We start from the raw sequence: 19,557 nt of genomic DNA on the forward strand, positions 1-19,557 counted from the left end.
AATAGAAAAATAGAACTTGATGTGTTTTTAGAGTGAACGAGCGCCTTCCGCTTTTCTTATTGTCCAGCTTCAGGCGCTTGCTCCTCGACAACTTCGGTGCTTCCTTCAAGGGCAAAAAGCGCCCTTTCGTCTGCCCCTCCAGTTGTTGTCGGAGCTGAACGAGCGCCTTCCGCTTTTCTTATAAAAAGCGCATTCGTAAATGCCCCCGCAATTTACGAATACGCTCTCGAAAGTATGATTAGATATTTTGTGCTTTATCTAAAAATAAAAAGTTACTCTCTATTTGTGCATTAGATTTTTGGAATGATGTATATTGTTTTTTATTTTGTGCAACCATTCCTTCAATAAGTGCATGAATTAGTGAATGTGATGCTGTAATTACTTCTGTTGAAGAATGCTTATGCCTACCTACCGTAAAGATGACATCTGCATAATCACGAATTGGTGATAAATTTGAGCTTGTAATTGCGATTACTTTGGCATTCTTATTTTTCGATAGTTTTGTAATCGTCAATACATCTTCAAGTACAGTATCTAGAGCGATTACGATGAGCAGCGATTGATCATCCATTCCGCTAATCTGCTGTACAATATTCTCCACATCGTGCTGGATTTGTTTTACATGCTTGCGATAACTGCTTAAAGTGCTTGTTAAGAAATTTGCAGAAGGTGAAGATTGTCTAAAGCCTAATACATATAAGAATTTCATTTCATGCATCCACTTTATAGCTTGTTCGAACTTGTCCTCATCAACTTGTTGAATCGTACTTAAAATACTCGTGATATCACGATTCATCACCTCACTGACAAGATGCTCATGTTTTTTTGTTAAAAGCGGATGATCATAAATAGGAGATTCTTTCTTTTCCATTAGATCTTCTTTAACCTTCTCTTGCAATTCACAAAAACCAGATAATTCCATCGCATAACAGAACCGAATAACAGTCGATTCACTAACACCTATCAACTTCCCAACATCGGAAGCTATATGAGTCGCTATGATATTTGGGTTATCAATGACAAATTGAGCAACCTTGCGTTGTCCTCGAGATAAACGGATAAAACGCTTCTTTATATCATCACATATGCCCATTTTAACTTCGACTACCTCCTTATTTTGTAAATTGTACAATTTAATAAGAGATAGGTTAACACTATTATTGATTGAATACAATGAGTTTTCAGAAAAAACTTTATTATGCTAAATTAGAAAGTCAAAAATTTGTCAAATCTTAGTACGATTCCCTCAGATAAAATTGAAGAAATGAAAAGACTGCCCATTTTTTTAGGCAGTCCCTCTAAATATAAGTTTAAAAATACTCCATCAGTACTTAGCATTCTACTTGCAAATGAACTATTTAACCCAATTCTCATAATCCTTATTACTGTAAAGGTAATTTGGCAACACACGTTCTTTTTAAAGCTTATAATTCTAATTCTGTTTGTTTTGTTTCTTTTCCTAAAAATAATACTGCTGCAGCCCCAATAAGTATCGATACGCAAAATATTGCAAAAATAGACCCAATACTATATTCAAGCTTTAATAAATAGCCAACAAGTAGAGGACCAAAAATTCCTCCTATACGGCCTACTGCGGCGGCCATCCCCGCACCGGTTCCACGAATAACCATCGGATATTGTTCTGGAGTATAAGCATATAATGCTCCCCATGCTCCTAAATTAAAGAATGATAATAAAATACCTGATATAAGTAATGCCGTTACGGTTTCAGCATTACCAAATACATATGCACTTGCAGCAGTACCGATTAAATACGTCACAAGGACGAATTTCCGTCCAAACTTCTCTATAAACCACGCTGCTGTAAAATAGCCGGGAAGCTGTGCGATAGTCATTATTAGAACGTACTTAAAGCTTGATATTAAGTCAAACCCTTTTCCAACCATTACACTAGGCAACCATAGAAACATTCCATAGTAAGAAAAAACTACCGTAAACCATAGAATCCAAAGCATCAAAGTTGAACGGACATATTTTTTCTTCCAAACCCCCGCCATATTTTGCATAATGGAACGATTTTTTGCTTCTGGTTTGGCTGCAAACTGAGGTGAGTCAGGTAAATGCATTCTGATATAAACCGCATAAAATGCTGGAATTGCTGTTAGGATTAAAGCAACCCGCCATCCTTCAATTGGCCAGAATTCAGCTGGTATTACAAAATAAGAAATAACCGCAGCTATAAGCCACCCTGCAGCCCAAAAGCTTTCTAGCAACACTACTACTCGACCGCGTTCTTTTGCTTCTACACTTTCCGATACTAGGGTTGAAGCAACTGGCAGCTCCCCTCCTAACCCCATACCAACAAAGAATCGTAAAATCATAAATGCAACAAATGTCGTCGTTAATGCAGAGAGACCACTAGCAACAGAAAAAATGATTAAGGTCCACATAAAAATCTGTTTGCGCCCTATTTTATCTGCAAAAATACCAAATACCAAGGCACCAACTGCCATACCAATAGAGTTAGTACTTCCTATCCAACCCATTTGTGTAGAATTTAGTCCCCAATCAGCGGCTAATGCGGCGATGACGAAAGACAATATTCCAACATCCATTGCATCAAACATCCAGCCAACTCCAGCAACTCCTAATAATTTATTGCGTGAAATTGGTGCTGTACTCTTTTTTACATCCACTTATATTCACCTGTCTTTACATTTGAATTTACACTTATAACAATACACCTGTTTTAATAAAGTGACAAGGAGATTTTGGCCTTTTTATAATTTTGTTAAATTATCATTTTCTATTGAAATCTACCTCTAACTTGCGTTAAAATGTCTTTTATATACAAACAACTGTTCATCCAGTGAGAACAAAAGGAGAATGTTCGCTATGTGGAAAGGTCTTATAGAAGAATATAAAGAATTTTTACCTGTTACTGAAAACACACCTGCATTAACTTTAAATGAAGGTAATACTCCTCTTATTCACTTAGTAAATCTGTCCAAGGAATTAGGCATTGAATTATACGGTAAAATCGAAGGCGCAAATCCAACAGGATCATTTAAAGACCGTGGTATGGTCTTTGCTGTAGCAAAAGCAATTGAAGATGGTGCAAAATGTGTTATCTGTGCATCTACCGGCAATACATCAGCTGCTGCATCTGCATATGCAGCACGTGCTGGTATTCAATCTATTGTTGTAATACCTAAAGGAAAAGTTGCACTTGGTAAATTAGCTCAAGCATGTATGTATGGAGCAAAAATCATCGAAATTGATGGCAACTTTGACGATGCACTTGCAATTGTTCGCCAAGTTAGTGAAACAACACCTGTTAAACTAGTCAACTCAGTAAACCCATACCGTATTGAAGGGCAAAAAACTGCTGCATTTGAAATTGTAGATAGTTTAGGACAAGCGCCTGAATACCTATGCATTCCTGTGGGCAACGCAGGAAACATTAGTGCCTACTGGAAAGGCTTCAAAGAATATAATGAAGCAAAAAATACTGGTTTACCAAAAATGTATGGCTTTGAAGCAGAAGGTGCTGCTGCAATTGTTAAAGGTGAACCTATTACAAATCCTGAAACAGTCGCAACAGCAATTCGAATCGGGAACCCAGCAAGCTGGAAATTAGCTGAGGCTGCGCGTGATGAATCAGAAGGTATTATTGATTCTGTTACGGATGATGAAATTTTAGCAGCTTATCAATTAATTGCTCGTTCTGAAGGTATTTTTGTTGAGCCTGGTTCTGCAGCATCACTTGCTGGTGTTATTAAATCCGTTAACAACGGCAAAATCACTAAAGGTAGTCGCGTTGTTACTGTATTTACTGGCAATGGATTAAAAGACCCTGATACAGCAATGAGTGTATCTAAAGTCGATTTAGTATCACTTAAAAATGATGAAGAAGAAATTCGTCAATATATCGAGGGAATTTTATGAGTAAAAAATGGCAAATCACTGTCCCTGGGAGCACTGCTAACTTAGGACCTGGGTTTGATTCCATTGGGCTTAGCTTGTCCTTATACTTAAATCTAACAGTGTCTCTATCAGACAAATGGGAAATTATTCATTTATCTGACCATCTACCAAAAGAATTCGAAATAAAAGATCATTTAATCTACAAAATTGCAAAAGAAACAGCAGCGCGATTTAACAAAGAACTACCTGCTTGCCGAATCGAAATGACGAGTGAATTACCTTTTGCACGAGGATTAGGAAGTAGTGCAGCAGCTATTGTTGCTGCGATTGAATTAGCCAATATCGTCTGCGACTTAAATTTATCTACACAAGAAAAATTAGATATCTCTTCGCAAATTGAAGGACATCCTGATAATTCATCAGCTTCCGTTCTTGGCGGTTTAACAATTTCCACAATGGATGAAAACGGAAATGTCGATACGATCCATATACAAGATTTAGATGCTTCCTTCGTAGTGTTCATCCCGACTGTTGAATTAAAGACTACGGAAGCTCGTAGAGTATTACCGGATCAGTATGACCGAAGCTATGCTGTTAGTGCAAGTGCAAATGCTAATATGTTAGCAGCTTCTTTAATCTTAAAAGATTATGAACGGATAGGCCGCTATATGGAATCTGATTTATTCCATGAGCCATTCCGTGCAAAACTGATTCCTTACTTTAATGAAATTCATTATGCTGCTCGAGAGGCTGGCGCATATGGTACAGCACTTAGTGGAGCTGGTCCTACTGTTATATCTATTATTCCGACTGAAATAGAAGAGCAGTTCATCAATAAATTAGAAAAACAGTTTCCTACACATGAAATATTATTAACAAAAGCTGATCAACAAGGTGTATGTGTAGTTGAAGTAAAAAATGACGTACTAGCCTAAGGAATTTGACTAAAAAACTAATACAAATGCCCAATGAATCATATATTGAATCATTGGGCATCTTTTTTGGGTTAGTTATTTAAATAGGCTCTATAATATTTGTTGGGGTTTGAAAAAATTTCATAAATAAAAAAGCACGTAATCACCGATTTCTATATACTTGAATTGTCGAGAAACAAGCAATGAAAGGTGATACGTGCAAATGAATTTTAACATGAATATTCCAGGATTAAAAGGTGTAACTGTTCATAAGGTGGAGGAGATGGGGGAACGTATTGTTCTACACGTTTCCATACCAAAAAAAGAACATCAATGTCCAGCATGCAAGAATATAACATCAAAAGTCCATGATTATCGAATTCAAAAAATTAATCATTTAAAATGGTTTGAACGATTAACCGTCCTTTTTTATAAACGTCGTCGTTATGTATGCCAATGTGGGAAACGTTTTTCAGAAAAATCCCCTTTCGTGGATAAATATCAACGTTTCTCGAAAGAATGGAATCAAGTTGTACGAATCCGTTCAATAAAGGCAAAAACATTTAAAGAAGCAGCTGAAGTACTTGGTACATCAAGCTCAACAGTGATTCGTCGCTTTAAAGAAGTAGTAAAGGAACAATTAAATGAAGGGGTTCATTTACCAAAATGTATCGCGATTGATGAATATAAAGCAGATACCGATGCGGGAACTTATCAATTAATTATTGCCAATGCGGAAACACATGAACCAATTGATATTTTACCAAATCGTAGAAAAGAAACCATTAAGGATTACTTGATGAAATACGGTGCAGATGTAGAAATTGTGGTTATGGACATGAATCCAAGCTTTAAAGCAGCAGTTAGGAAGGCGTTAAATCGCCCGATTATTATTGCGGATCGCTTTCATTATTGTCGTTATATTTACTGGGCACTAGATGAAGTACGTCGAAATGTTCAAAAAGAATGGCATGCATATGATCGAAAGAAATGTAAGAAAATGCGTCACGTACTATATAAACGATTTGATAAGTTAACAGAAACGAATCGTTGGTACTTAAATCGTTACATAGGAATGTCGAAGGAACTAAAGCAAGCCTATGAATTAAAAGAAGCTTACTGCGAATGGTTTGATTGGGCAAAAACTTCAAATGATTTGATAGAAATAAAAAAAAGATTAGAAGCCTTTTACCGAAAGGTAGAAGAAGCAAATATTCCGGCATTTTTAAAGGCTATTCAAACGCTAAAAAATTGGCAAGTTGAAATTTTAAATAGTTTAAGTTTTGGATATTCAAATGGTTTTTTAGAAGGAATTAATAATAAATCAAAAGTTTTGAAGCGCAATGCTTATGGTTTTAGAAGCTATGAACACTTTAAAGCGAAAATTTTATTAAATAATTTATATAAGAAAATTGGGGTTCATTTAGGATAATCGGGGTGCCGTGTAATATCACTTCACCCCAACATTTGACATAGAACCTTTAAATATAGCTGGCCAACGGTTTTCATAAGATGTCAACATACCATGATTTTCAGGATTACTAGTCCTTTTAGTGTGAGAAACAGTTTTATTTAATGGTTTATTAAAAATCATTAGAAAGGAGTAGCTCAAAATGAAAATCGGCATAATTGGAGCGACTGGGAAAGTTGGCAGCAATATATTAATTGAAGCTAAAATGAGGAATCATGATATAACGGCTATTGCTCGAAACAAAAAAGCATTACCAAACATGAATATTACAATTTTGGAAAAGGAAATCTTTGATTTAACGAAAGAAGATGCAACACAGTTTGATGTACTTGTAAATGCATTCGGTACATTTCCAGGAGAAGAAAGCCTGCATGTTAAAGCTGGGCGCTATTTAATTTCTTTATTAAAGAATAGTCAAACGAAGCTATTTGTCGTTGGCGGCGCCGGAATTCTATTTAAAGATAATGGATATAAAATACGATTAATAGATCTCCCAGAATTCCCTAAAGAATATAAATCAATCGCCAATCAGCAATTACAAAACTTAATCGATTTACAAAACTCTTCTATCCGGTGGACGTTCTTAAGCCCTTCCCCATTATTTGATTCTGATGGCCCTAGAACTGGTCATTATATATTGGGGAAAGATCGACTGCTTTTAAATTCACAGCATCTTAGCTATGTAAGCTATGCAGATTATGCCGTCGCAGTGCTAGATGAAATTGAAAATCCACGGTATGAGAATAAACATTTTACAGTAGCCTCAGAAAATGCTACTACTGCGTCATAATAAAACAAAGTAAAAAGAGTTTTCGGTTTTGCCTTAGATCGCACAAAAATTTTTCCGACTTTTGGACTTCGCATTTCACCGTATAAAAGGTTGCGACTGTCGGCTTCGCCATACGCCTTATACAAGAGGACGTCTTATGTGAGACGTCCTCTTTTATGCTAATAGCAGTAAACTAATAGCCATAACTGCCATCCCTGCTACGAGACCATAAATTGATAAATGCGTTTCATCATATTTTTTTGCAGCAGGCAATAGTTCATCTAGTGAAATAAATACCATAATTCCTGCAACAGCAGCAAATATTACTCCGAACATAATGTCATTTAAAAATGGCATTAAAATTAAAAATGCAACAATAGCCCCAACCGGCTCAGCTAGACCAGAAATGAATGATAATTTAAATGCCTTTTTACGATTGCCTGTTGCAAAATAAATCGGAACAGCCACTGCAATTCCTTCTGGGATATTATGAATGGCAACCGCAATCGCAATAGCAATTCCGACATTTGGATCTTGAATTGCTGACATAAACGTTGCAATTCCTTCTGGAAAGTTATGAATACCAATTGCTAAAGCAGTAAATAACCCCATTTTCATTAGTTGTTCTTCATTAATTGCTTTTGCATTTAGTTCTGCTGCATGTACGTCCTCAACAGTTTTTACTTCATGTGGATTATTTTTCTTTGGAATAAAGCGATCAATAAGCGCTATAAATATTATCCCTGCAAAAAATCCGACAACTGTCATCCAATAGCCCTGTGTCTCACCTAACGCGGCTGTTAATGAATCTTTTGCTTTTACAAAGATCTCCACCAACGATACATAAATCATAACTCCCGCCGAAAAGCCTAATGCAATGGAAAGGAATTTTTTATTTGTTCTAGATGTAAAGAAAGCAATTAATGATCCTACCCCTGTTGCTAAGCCCGCAAATAAAGTTAAACCTAGTGCCAAAATGACATTACCTTCCATTTAGTATCCTTATCCTCTCTTTATTTTTATAATAGTATTATATATTCAAAAGTTTCCTTTGTGCAACTTTTTTTACTCAAGTTATATCTTATGCACAAGGAAAACTTTTAAATATAGTCATAACGTTTTATAATATGTTCTTTGTATAATTTGGTTGTTTTGTTATAAATAATGCATTTGTTCTTCATCTTTCAAAAATTTAAAGAGCCTTATTACATTATTTATGTAATAAGGCTCTTTATTTTTGAACAGCATATTTTTGATTTCAAAAAATTTTGCTCAATTATTTAATTTACTATTAAGGTACTTTCTTTTTTTCCACTCATACCAAGCAGCACAAAAAACAAACCAGCTATACCCTAAGCACCACCCAGCGATTACATCTGAAGCATAATGACGGCTTTCAGCAATTCTTGATAGTCCTATAAAGAATGAAAGGACAATAGCCAAAATCCATATTATAATAACTTTCTTTTTATTTGATAAAATTTCTGAAAATAAATAGGCTATTGTAAATAAGTACAACAATGAGAGCATCGCGTGACCCGATGGAAAACTAAACGTAGTTAACTGATCCAAAATCTCAGGTCTAGGACGGTCTATCCAATTTTTTATTATTTGATTTAAAACCTTTCCAGCTGCAACAGTTAATAAAACAAATGCCATTCCTAAATAATTTCGTTGTCTCAGCCAAAGAAAAATTAACATAAAGATCGCAACGATAATAATAGTACTTGTATTACCAATATAGTGAAATGCAACAATAAAAGAATTGCCACCCAAAAGTTCAGACATTGTATTATCTAGCCATATTATCGGAGACTTCTCGTAACTTAAGAGTAATCCAATAAAAATAAACAGAGTAATAATGGCAATCGTAAATCTCCAATTTTTCACTGCAATTCCACCCCTAGAGAAAGGATAATCTAATTGCATTTTACCATTTGTATTTAAAATATGCCCAAGAACAAAAAAAATCCCGATATTCGGGATTAATTAGCAACATTATATACATCTTGGCTTGACTCAACTATATAATCTGGTTTCGGTTTTCCAGCATTCGCCCTATGTCCAGCTATATGATCAGGATGCTTCTCCCAGCCTTTCCATGCTTCCTCTGACTCCCAACGTATCATTATAACAACCTCTTCATCGCCTCGTCTTACTTTTTTCACTAATACTTGTTTATCAATAAAACCAGGTTGTTGCTCTAACAAAGATGGACTACTTTTCTTCGCTGAAAAACGTTCTACAACCTTATCTGAATTTCCTTCAGTTACAATTATTCGCTTAATTTGAACAAACATTTTTTTCCTCCTCGAGAAAAGTAATTATTAACTTAATTTCTCAATAATCTCTTGAATTTTTAATAGCTCAGATTGTAAACCGCCTCCAGCTAAGTACCATAGAGCACCATCTAAGTAAATAATTTTACCATTCTGAGCAGCTGTTGTTTTGTTAATAATATCATTTTCGATTGCTTCTTTAATGTTTGATTCTCCACCTGTAGCAGCTACACGGTCAACTACGAATAAAACATCTGGGTTAATTTCTAATACTTGTTCATAGCTTAATTTAGCACCGTGAGTTGAATTTTCAAGTGATTCATCAGCAGGTGTAAACCCATATACACTGTGTACATGTCCATAACGTGAACCATCTCCAGGGCCATATGCAGATAATGTTTCATTGTAAAGAGTTACTAAAGCTTTACCGCTATCAGCAGCGATTGCTTTTACTTCTTCTAAAGCTTTATCAATTTCAGCAAGTTTAGCATCTGCTTCTTCTTGTTTATCGAACAATTGACCTGCAATATTAACTGATGCTTTGAATGAATCATAGTAATTTGAAGTATCAGTTCCAACAAATACTGTTGGTGCAATATCGCTTAACTGTTCATAGAAGTCGCCTTGACGACCAGAAATGAAAATTGCATCTGGTTCCATTGCAGCAATGTCTTCAAGTAACGGTTCTTTTAAACCACCAGCATTTAAATATTTATCATCAGCATATTTAGCTAAATGTTCTGGGAAATTCCCTTTAGCAACAGCCATTACATCAACACCTAAAGCGTCTAATGTATCTAAGAATCCATAATCGAATACAACGATTTTTTCTGGAGCTTTATCAAAAGTTACATCTTCATAGCCTTCAACTGTAGATTTAATTGTTAGTGGAAAAGCTGAAGCTTCTTCTGTTGCAGTTTCTGTCTCCGTTTCAGCTGCATTGTTTGTTTCCTCACTTACTTCTTCCTCTTTAGAACCACAAGCTGTTAAAACTAAAAGTAGCATAGCCATAACAACCGTTAATAACTTCCAATTCTTCATATTTTATTCTCTCCTATCATTTATCGATACTGATAATCATTATCAACTAATTGAAATTATATCATTCTTATCGTATTCGTCAATGTCTTTTTTTATAATTTGTTAATTTTGTTAAATATGTTAAGAAAGGGGTTGGACTATACTACATTTTTGATCGACTTTTTATAGCCATCCATCATTTTAGACACCTATTCGATTTTAAAGAATACACACACTATTCCCCCAAATTAGGTAAAAACTATTGTTTTCTAAAAACTTTATAACTGCTTATTAAGCATAAAAAATGATTTAGAAAAACAGAAATGCTTCCCTAAATCATTTTACTTCTTAAGAATGAGAATTAAAATATACACAAATACGGCATCCATTTTGCTCTTGTACAGGGATATCCATATCATAAATTTGCTTTAGTGCATCTGAATTAATAATTTCATCTGTTGGTCCTTCTTTAACCACTCGACCATCCTTTAATGCAACAATACGATCTGAATAAACAGAAGCAAAGTTAATATCATGAAGAACGATAACTACAGTTTTGCCAAGTTCATCTACAAGCTTGCGCAAAATTTTCATGATTTGAACTGAATGCTTCATATCCAAGTTATTTAGTGGTTCATCAAGCAATACATAATCAGTGTCCTGTGCAATTACCATTGCGATAAACGCACGCTGACGTTGACCGCCAGATAATTCATCTAAATAACTATGTTGAATATCAATTAAGTTCATATATTCAAGTGCTTGGTCAACATATTTTATATCCTCATTCGTTAAACGACCTTTTGAGTATGGGTATCGACCGAAAGAAACGAGCTCACGAATCGTCAATCGCACATTCATGAAATTAGATTGTTTTAATATAGATACGCGTTTAGCGAATTCATCAGATTTGATACGGCGAACATCATTAGTATCTAATAGCACTTCACCTGTATCAGCGTTAAGTAAACGACTAACCATTGAAAGTAGTGTTGATTTCCCCGCACCATTTGGACCAATAAAAGATGTTATTTTACCAGTTTCAATAGTTACGGAAACGTTATCAACTACTGCTTTCTTTCCAAAGAATTTACTTAATTCTTTAACTTGAATCATCCTGCAGCCCTACTTTCCCTTAATAGTAAGTAAATAAAGTATATTCCACCTATAAAGTTAATAATGACACTTAAAGTTGTAGATAGTTCAAAAATATGTTCTACAATAAACTGTCCTCCAACCAACGCAATAATACTAATTAAGCTTGCACCAGCTATCAATACAGAGTGTTTGTATGTCGGTAAATATTGATATGAGAGATTTGCCACAATCAAACCTAAAAATGTTATTGGACCAACAAGAGCTGTCGATGTTGCAATTAAAATTGCAGATAGTACAAGGACATTCATAACAAGTCTGTCATAATTCACACCAAGATTAATTGCGTTCTCTCGTCCTAAAGACATAACATCTAGCTGTCGCATGATTTTAAAGCCATAAATAAACGCCACTATTAGAATTGCAAATGCTACCCACACTAAATCGGCATTTACCTTTGAAAAACTTGCAAACAACTTACTCTGTAAATTCAAATATTCATTAGGATCTATCAATACTTGTAAAAATGTCGTTGCACTTCCCAGCAGTGTTCCAAGAACCATCCCTACTAACAATAAGAAATAAATTGGGAACTTATCTGCCCTAAATAGGAAGCGATATAAAATAAGAGCAAACAACACCATTAGAACAATAGAAATTGTAAAGTTTAAATACTTATTAATAACTAAAATTGAAGTCGACCCTAGAAAGAAATATATACACGTTTGTACAACTTGATACATTGAGTCAAGACCCATAACAGAAGGCGTTAAAATTCTGTTATGGGTAATTGTTTGGAAGACAACAGTTGAATAAGCAATAGCAATACCCGTGATTGACATTGCAAAAATTTTTATAAGCCTTCTTGGAAATGCGTAGCTAAAGCCGCCTTTTATGTCATAGAATGCATAAAGTAAAATACACACAATTGCAATAACAGCTAGTAATATTAATTTCACACTATTTCGCATATGCTCTCCCCCTAAACAACATGATTAAGAAGATAGCACTGCCGATTACACCGACTGTTAAACTAATTGGTATCTCATACGGATAAATAATAATTCGTCCAACAATATCACATGCTAATAAAAATACAACACCTAATAGAGCAGTATGTGGCAGCGTCTTTGCTAAATTATCTCCCTTAAATATAGATACAAGGTTAGGAACGATTAACCCTAAAAATGGTATAATCCCTACCGTTAAAACTACTGTAGTAGAAATTAGGGCTACCAGCACTAATCCTAAGTTCAGCACAAACTTATAATGAACTCCAAGATTTTTTGCAAAATCTTCTCCCATCCCCGCTACAGTAAAACGATTCGCATATATGTACGCAATAATCAATACTGGAATACTTAAATATAGAAGTTCATATCGACCTTTAATGATTAATGAGAAATCTCCAATTAACCATGCATCGATATTTTGAAGTAAATCTGCCTCATACGCAAAAAATACAGTGATAGCAGATAATATGTTACCGTACATAATCCCGATTAATGGAATGAAAATTGCATCTTTAAATTTAATACGGTTTAAAATTTGCATAAATACAAGTGTCCCTATTAACGCAAAGGCGAAGCAAAATATTATTTGCTGTGTATAGCTCGCACTTGTAAATAAAAGCATACAAATTAGAATCCCGAGCTTAGCAGCGTCTAATGTACCTGCAGTTGTTGGCGATACAAATTTATTTCTACTTAAACTTTGCATTATTAAACCAGCAACACTCATTCCAATACCAGCTAATATAATAGAAGCTAGGCGAGGAATACGGCTAATATAGAAGATTTCTGCTTCATCAGAACCGAAATCTAGTAAATCCATTGGTGTAATGTCTGTAGCACCAAGAAATAACGATATACTCGATAATACAATTGCGGCTAGTACTAAAATCCAAAGTCTCATTATAATCCCCGATAATTTTATTTTATAGTGAAAATGATTATCATTATTCATTATATTTTATTATAGCATATAATTTTTTCTACTCCAATACTAATTGAGAACTTTTATCACCATTTCAGACTAAATAACAATCATTTAAATATTAAAAAAAGGGTTTGTAAAGTGCAGGAAATATATTAGAAGGAAGGATAAATGTCATAAGATAAACTAAAAAAAAATTGTATGGTATATATATTATTATAACATTATACGGTTTAAGCTATTAAAATCTTCATATAAGATGTTTTTCGAGAAAAAGCGTAAAGGCAAAATAACTGTCTTTCCTTTCGATATATTCTTAGCACCTTGATTTCGAAGAGATCATTAAATTTTAGTCTTTATTTCCAAGTAAAAAGAACTTAATTCAAATTTCTTGAATTAAGTTCTAAAAAGTTTAGTATTGAACTTCTACAGCTTGATCAATTACTTCTAGTGGTATTGTGATGGCTTCGACTTCATTGAAGTTGTTGAACGCTATTTTTGCATCCGTTGAAATCTTCATTGATTTCCCATCAATGTCAATTGTGATATCAAAAATTGTATCCATCGCATGAATATCGAATGTTTCTTTATCAATTTTAATTACATAATTAATATTATCGAACTTCATATTCTCAATGATTTTTTGTTCTTCTTCAGTCACACCCATCATTTCCGTTACTCGCATTTGTTCTAAAATAAATTCACTAAACTTTTCACTAGCTGCATTTAATTTCAATACATATTCTGTTTCAGTTTGTTCAAAAGTAAAATCTTCAATAAATGATTCAAACTGTTTTAACTGTTCGGACGCATTCACTTGATTTACAGTTTGTCCGGCGATTGCTTCAAATTGTTCAGATGGAAGCTTCATCCACTGCTTCGTTTCAGGGTTTTCCATGAAAAACCCTTCCTCAGACATGTACATTTCCATATCAACGTTCATATTTTCTCCCGTCGCAGGATCTGCCATTGTCATTGCTCCATCTATATGCATAGATAGCGGTTCGCTAACCATATCCATTGTCATATCAGCAGATGAGCCCATTTCATAAGCTTCAGTACCATCATTTAACTCCATTTTTTGGTTCATATTAATATCTGCACTAACACTTTCCAATGTGTTTTGTCGTTCTATTGCCTTTTCATAAACTTCTTGTAAAGTTAGCTCACTTTTGTTACTAACTTCTTTTCCCTCTTCTCCTGATGTTGGCTCAGCAGTACTATTACATGCCGATAAAGCTAGCACTAATAAACTTACCAAACATAGCATGACTACTTTTTTCATTATTATTCCATCCTTTCAAATTGTTGGTACCAATTTAGGTTAACATTTTTTTGCGAAAGGATAATGAGTAATTTGTATTTTTTTCTATTTATCCCCAAATAATACATACATACTAGAAAAAGTGGGTACTCATACACATATGAGATACCCACTTCTGCAACAAAAGGACCGATATTTTATATTAATTAATTCCACGCATTGCCTTTGAAATAATCGGAGTTAAAACTAGCAAAATAACTCCTAGAATAATTGACATAGCTCCAAGTGCACCAAAGTACGTAATTTCTGATACTGCTTCATAAACAAGTACAAGTTGTGCATTTATAGCTTGGGCAGCAGCACTAGTTAAGAACCATAGTGACATTGTTTGAGCTGCAAACGCAGCTGGAGCAAGTTTTGTAGTTGCTGACAATCCAACCGGAGATAATAATAACTCCCCTACTACAACTAGGAAGAATGATAGAACTAACCACCAAGGACTTACAAGTTCTGTTCCTCCTGACATTTTAGCTGGGATAATCATGACTAAGAATGATAGACCAGCAAAGAATAATGAAATGGCAAACTTCTTAGGTGTTGATGGTTGTTTATTGCCTAGACGCAACCATAACCACGCAAAGACTGGTGCAAAAATAATGATGAACAATGGATTTAGAGATTGGAACCAAGATGCTTGAAGTTCAAAGCCTCCAACCGATAAATCCGTTCGAGTATCAGCATACGTAGCTAAAATTGTTGCACCTTGTTCTTGGATCGCCCAGAACATTACCGCTGCAATAAATAAAGGGATATAAGCTAACAAACGAGATTTTTCATCTTTATTTGTTTTAGGACTGCGATACATAACAAAAAAGAATATTGTAGGAATTAATATACCAAGTGTTGTAATAATTAAACTAAACACTGCCATTGTTAAATTTCCAGTAGCATAAAGAATACCACCAATTACCAATATTGCGATAATTCCAATTGCGAAATTTCGAAGCGCTTTCTTTTTCTCAAGTTCGTTCATTGGATTTGGAATCTCTTGACCTGCTAATCCCAGATTTTTCTTTTGTGTTATATAGAACACAATTAAACCAATAAACATACCGATTGCTGCGATACCAAATCCTAAATGGAAGTTAACTGTTTCACCAATTGTTCCAACAATAAACGGAGCAATGAATGCACCCATGTTAATACCCATATAGAAAATGCTAAAGCCTGAATCACGACGGTTATCTTTTTCGTCATACATATCTCCGACGATTGTTGAAACATTCGACTTTAATAAGCCTGTCCCAATAATAATAAATAGCATTGATATTAACAGCCCTGTAAAGCCTAGTGGTAATGCTAATATTATGTGACCAATCATGATTAATATTCCACCGTAAAATACGGTCTTACGCGTTCCCCATACTCTGTCCGCAAACCATCCGCCAATAACACCAGACATATATACTAATGAACCATACATCGCCATAATAGAGTTGGCAGTTCCGCGATCTAATCCTAAACCGCCTTCATGTAGCTCATAATACATATAGAAAATAAGAATGGCGCGCATTCCATAGTAAGAAAATCGTTCCCAGAACTCAGTAAAGAATAATGTAAATAATCCTTTTGGATGTCCAAAGAAGCCCTTTTGAGGAACGGATTTGACTATTTCTTCTTTGCTGTACATCAAAATACCCTCTTCCGTTTTATTAAATGTTAGTTTTTTCTGACAATTTAGTTCGAAGTAATCAATTGTCTGACAACTGTTTTTTTACAATAAAGCATTTTGAAAGTTTTTTCAATATATTATAAAAAAGTTCGAAATTTCTTTATCTTCTATAAATTCTTTCTATTTTTCTTCATTTAGCATCAATAATGGCTTAGCTCTATTATTTCAAAATAATATTAGCTCTTTTTCCTCAATAAAAAAATAGGTAACGACCTTTTTATCGTTACCTATTTTTACTATTTTATTACGTATTGTTCATATTTTTTCATTACCGACTCTTTTAATTCAACCTTAATTATTGTTCCACGTTCACCATATTCCATTTCTTTTATTAGAGCATTAGCACTCAAGTATGCAGCGATATCACCTTTATCATAGGGGATTAACATTTCACAAGTTAAGTAATTCGAAAATATATGCTGGCGAATCTTTTGAATTAACTCATCCAGCCCCATCCCTTCTCTGGCGGAAATCCAAATATTATCGCCACTAACCAAAGGATAGTTAACATCTGCAACATCCGACTTATTATATACATAAACTGTTGGAATATCTTCTACACCAACATCTTTCAATGTTTTATTTGTAACATCCATCATAAAACGATACTCTTCGTTTGAAACATCGACAACATGTAATAACAAATCAGCTTCCCTAGCCTCTTCTAATGTAGAACGAAAGGCCTTTACTAAGTGATGAGGCAATTTGCTAACAAATCCGACTGTATCCGTTAAAAGAAAAGACTTTTTATCTGGCAGCTCTATATTTCGTACTGAGGTATCAAGAGTTGCAAAAAGCATATCTTTTTCAAATACTTGCTTATTTTCTTCCTGTCCTAATTTTCGAAGTAATTGATTCATGATAGATGATTTCCCTGCATTTGTATATCCAACAAGTGAAACAACAGGAATTTCATTTTTACGACGTTTTTTTCTTTGTGTTTCACGCTGTTCCTGCACATTTATCAAATCTTTTCGAAGTTTAGCAATTTGGTCCTCAATTTTTCGTCTGTCTAGCTCCAACTTCGTTTCACCAGCACCACGGTTTCTAAAGCCCCCTCCAGTACCACCGCCTTGTCTTGAAAGAGAGGCATGGAGTCCTACTAACCTTGGCAGCATATATTGGAGCTGAGCTAATTCTACTTGCATTTTTGCTTCTCGTGTTTTTGCACGGCGATCAAAAATATCAAGTATTAACATCGTACGGTCAATAACTTTACATTCTAAATCATGCTCAAGATTACGAATTTGAGAAGGAGAAAGCTCATCATTAAAAATAATTAGATTTGCATCTGTTTCATCAATGAAACGTTTTATTTCCTCGATTTTCCCTGTTCCAACATAGTGTGAGGGGTTGATGCGTTCTAAATTTTGTGTCACCTCACCTACTATTTCTACCTCAAGTGCTTGAGATAAATTCGCTAACTCTTCCATTGAGTACTGGAAATTCTGGTCATTTTGCAAATTAACACCGACCAGTATTCCTCTTTCGATTATTACTTCAACTTCCTTCATATTTCTCATTCATGTTCCCCCTATAGAGGTTTTTTCCCAATCGTATCATATATTATATCCCTTTTTATATAAATAAAGACCCACACGAGGATTCGTGTAGGTCTTAAATATATACGGATTATTTCTTTTCAGATTTTAGCAGCTCTAATGTTTCATCAAATTCTGTTTCAATTTCTTTATTTGGTTTATAAGTCACTAAACTTACAATTACAGCCAAAATAAGGTTGATTAAGAAACCAGGAACGATTTCATATAGCATACCTGATAACGCTTCATTTTGTCCCCAAATAAATGCAACAACTGCACCGACAACCATACCAGTTAATGCACCAACATTAGTTAGCTTTCTCCAATATAATGCCAGTAAAATCGTTGGACCAAATGCGGCACCAAATCCAGCCCAAGCAAATCCAACTAGGTCCAAAATAGAACTATCTGGATTCCACCCTAAGATTGCAGCTACAATTGACACAACAAGAACTGCTAAACGTCCAGCTGTTACATAATGTTTATCTGAAGCATCTTTTTTAAACAATGCTTTATACATATCTTCAATTAATGCAGAAGATGTTACAATTAATTGTGAAGAAATTGTACTCATTACTGCTGCTAAAATGGCAGCTAACATAATCCCAGCAATAAACGGATGGAATAAGATTTGTCCCATTACGATAAATATAGTTTCTGGGTCATCTATTTCCATTCCATTTTGTTGGAAGTATGCTAAACCTACTAATGCAGTACCAATAGCTCCGAATAAACTTAAGATCATCCAACCGATACCAATACGACGTGCTTGTTTTGTTTCAGCAACAGATTTAATTGCCATAAATCGAACAATAATATGAGGCTGACCAAAATAACCTAGACCCCAAGCCACTGATGAGATAACCCCCGCAACTGTTGCCGTTGATGCAAATAAACTAAATTGTTCTGGATTTACCGCTTTAATTGAGCTAATTGTGTCACCTAAACCGCCAGTAAAGAACACACCAATTACTGGTACTAAAATTAACGCCAAGAACATAATTAAACCTTGGATAAAGTCTGTATAACTAACGGCCAGGAATCCACCAAATAACGTGTACCCTACAGTAACAACCGCTACAATTAACAGACCAGTATGATAATCAAAGCCAAATGAACTTTCGAAAAATTTACCGCCTGATACCATACCTGAAGATACATAGAACGTAAAGAACACTAAAATAACGATTCCTGAAACTATACGGATTAACTTCGTATTATCACGAAGACGGTTATCCAAAAAGCTCGGAATCGTAATAGAATCCTTCGAAACTTGTGTGTATACACGTAAACGCGGTGCAACAAAAAGCCAGTTTAACCAAGCACCTATAGTTAAACCAATTGCAATCCAAGCTTCGACCATACCCGCAGCATAAATTGCACCAGGCAAGCCCATTAGCAGCCATCCCGACATATCTGCAGCACCAGCACTTAATGCTGTAACAGCAGGTCCTAAGTCACGTCCACCTAACATATAATCATTTAAGTTGCTTGTTCTTTTATATGCGTACCAACCAATGATAACCATCGCGAGCATATAAAGAACAATAGCTAACAATTGAAACCCATGATCTGACATTGTCTCTCCCCCTGATGTAAATTAATTTTTTTTGTTAAAAATAGTGTTAAAAACAGTAGAATAATATCAT

17 protein-coding genes are annotated in these 19,557 nt (G+C 34.7%); 4 read left to right on the plus strand and 13 right to left on the minus strand.

Annotation, left to right across the window (positions count from 1 at the left end):
- Positions 1-238: 238 nt before the first annotated feature.
- The gene (locus MKY04_RS20050; protein ID WP_346235026.1) at positions 239-1,093 is read right to left on the minus strand and encodes a MurR/RpiR family transcriptional regulator; all 855 of its coding nucleotides are present in this window, start codon (positions 1,091-1,093) and stop codon (positions 239-241) included.
- Positions 1,094-1,424: 331 nt separating this feature from the next.
- On the minus strand, positions 1,425-2,588 hold the full coding sequence (locus MKY04_RS20055) for an MFS transporter (protein ID WP_346235893.1): 1,164 nt from the start codon (positions 2,586-2,588) through the stop codon (positions 1,425-1,427).
- A gap of 268 nt (positions 2,589-2,856) precedes the next feature.
- Between MKY04_RS20055 and thrC the strand changes: the two genes are divergently transcribed.
- The 4 genes from thrC (at position 2,857) to MKY04_RS20075 (ending at position 7,063) form a co-directional block, all read left to right on the plus strand.
- On the plus strand, positions 2,857-3,909 hold the full coding sequence (gene thrC / locus MKY04_RS20060) for a threonine synthase (protein ID WP_346235027.1): 1,053 nt from the start codon (positions 2,857-2,859) through the stop codon (positions 3,907-3,909).
- On the plus strand, positions 3,906-4,823 hold the full coding sequence (thrB, locus tag MKY04_RS20065; RefSeq protein WP_346235028.1) for a homoserine kinase: 918 nt from the start codon (positions 3,906-3,908) through the stop codon (positions 4,821-4,823). Before thrC ends, thrB begins: the two co-directional genes overlap by 4 nt.
- A 196-nt stretch (positions 4,824-5,019) precedes the next feature.
- Positions 5,020-6,234 (plus strand): ISL3 family transposase, encoded by a 1,215-nt coding sequence (locus MKY04_RS20070; RefSeq protein ID WP_346234469.1) that lies wholly within the window; start codon positions 5,020-5,022, stop codon positions 6,232-6,234.
- A 181-nt stretch (positions 6,235-6,415) separates the two neighbouring features.
- A complete protein-coding gene (locus MKY04_RS20075) occupies positions 6,416-7,063 on the plus strand; it encodes an NAD(P)-dependent oxidoreductase (RefSeq protein WP_346235029.1) in 648 nt (215 codons plus the stop codon).
- A gap of 153 nt (positions 7,064-7,216) precedes the next feature.
- Here MKY04_RS20075 and zupT read toward each other — a convergent pair whose 3' ends face one another.
- The 11 genes from zupT to putP all read right to left on the minus strand — a co-directional run bounded on the left by zupT (position 7,217) and on the right by putP (position 19,487).
- On the minus strand, positions 7,217-8,035 hold the full coding sequence (gene zupT / locus MKY04_RS20080) for a zinc transporter ZupT (protein ID WP_346235030.1): 819 nt from the start codon (positions 8,033-8,035) through the stop codon (positions 7,217-7,219).
- Between the two features lie 279 nt (positions 8,036-8,314).
- The gene (locus MKY04_RS20085; RefSeq protein ID WP_346235031.1) at positions 8,315-8,932 is read right to left on the minus strand and encodes a phosphatase PAP2 family protein; all 618 of its coding nucleotides are present in this window, start codon (positions 8,930-8,932) and stop codon (positions 8,315-8,317) included.
- A 95-nt stretch (positions 8,933-9,027) separates the two neighbouring features.
- Positions 9,028-9,342 (minus strand): antibiotic biosynthesis monooxygenase, encoded by a 315-nt coding sequence (locus MKY04_RS20090; RefSeq protein ID WP_346235032.1) that lies wholly within the window; start codon positions 9,340-9,342, stop codon positions 9,028-9,030.
- Positions 9,343-9,369: 27 nt separating this feature from the next.
- Positions 9,370-10,362: a siderophore ABC transporter substrate-binding protein gene (locus MKY04_RS20095; protein ID WP_346235033.1), complete on the minus strand. Its 993-nt coding sequence runs from the start codon at positions 10,360-10,362 to the stop codon at positions 9,370-9,372.
- 327 nt (positions 10,363-10,689) lie between these two features.
- Complete coding sequence (locus tag MKY04_RS20100) at positions 10,690-11,457, minus strand: ABC transporter ATP-binding protein (protein WP_126293367.1); 768 nt, start codon at positions 11,455-11,457, stop codon at positions 10,690-10,692.
- Positions 11,454-12,407 carry an iron chelate uptake ABC transporter family permease subunit gene (locus MKY04_RS20105; protein WP_126293369.1) on the minus strand — a complete coding sequence of 318 codons (954 nt, stop codon included), beginning with the start codon at positions 12,405-12,407 and terminating at the stop codon, positions 11,454-11,456. The genes MKY04_RS20100 and MKY04_RS20105 overlap by 4 nt, the downstream gene beginning before the upstream one ends.
- A complete protein-coding gene (locus MKY04_RS20110) occupies positions 12,397-13,350 on the minus strand; it encodes an ABC transporter permease (RefSeq protein ID WP_126293371.1) in 954 nt (317 codons plus the stop codon). The genes MKY04_RS20105 and MKY04_RS20110 overlap by 11 nt, the downstream gene beginning before the upstream one ends.
- 433 nt (positions 13,351-13,783) lie before the next feature.
- Complete coding sequence (locus tag MKY04_RS20115; protein WP_346235034.1) at positions 13,784-14,656, minus strand: DUF6612 family protein; 873 nt, start codon at positions 14,654-14,656, stop codon at positions 13,784-13,786.
- A 181-nt stretch (positions 14,657-14,837) separates the two neighbouring features.
- Positions 14,838-16,325 carry a peptide MFS transporter gene (locus MKY04_RS20120; protein WP_126293375.1) on the minus strand — a complete coding sequence of 496 codons (1,488 nt, stop codon included), beginning with the start codon at positions 16,323-16,325 and terminating at the stop codon, positions 14,838-14,840.
- A 278-nt stretch (positions 16,326-16,603) separates the two neighbouring features.
- Entirely contained in the window at positions 16,604-17,890 is a 1,287-nt protein-coding gene (hflX, locus tag MKY04_RS20125) for a GTPase HflX (RefSeq protein ID WP_185807647.1), read from the minus strand.
- A gap of 109 nt (positions 17,891-17,999) precedes the next feature.
- Positions 18,000-19,487, minus strand: coding sequence for a sodium/proline symporter PutP (gene putP, locus MKY04_RS20130; RefSeq protein ID WP_126293376.1), 1,488 nt, complete (start codon positions 19,485-19,487; stop codon positions 18,000-18,002).
- Positions 19,488-19,557: the final 70 nt, after the last annotated feature.

Source organism: Lysinibacillus telephonicus, assembly GCF_039654155.1.
Classification (GTDB): Bacteria; Bacillota; Bacilli; order Bacillales_A; family Planococcaceae; genus Ureibacillus; species Ureibacillus telephonicus.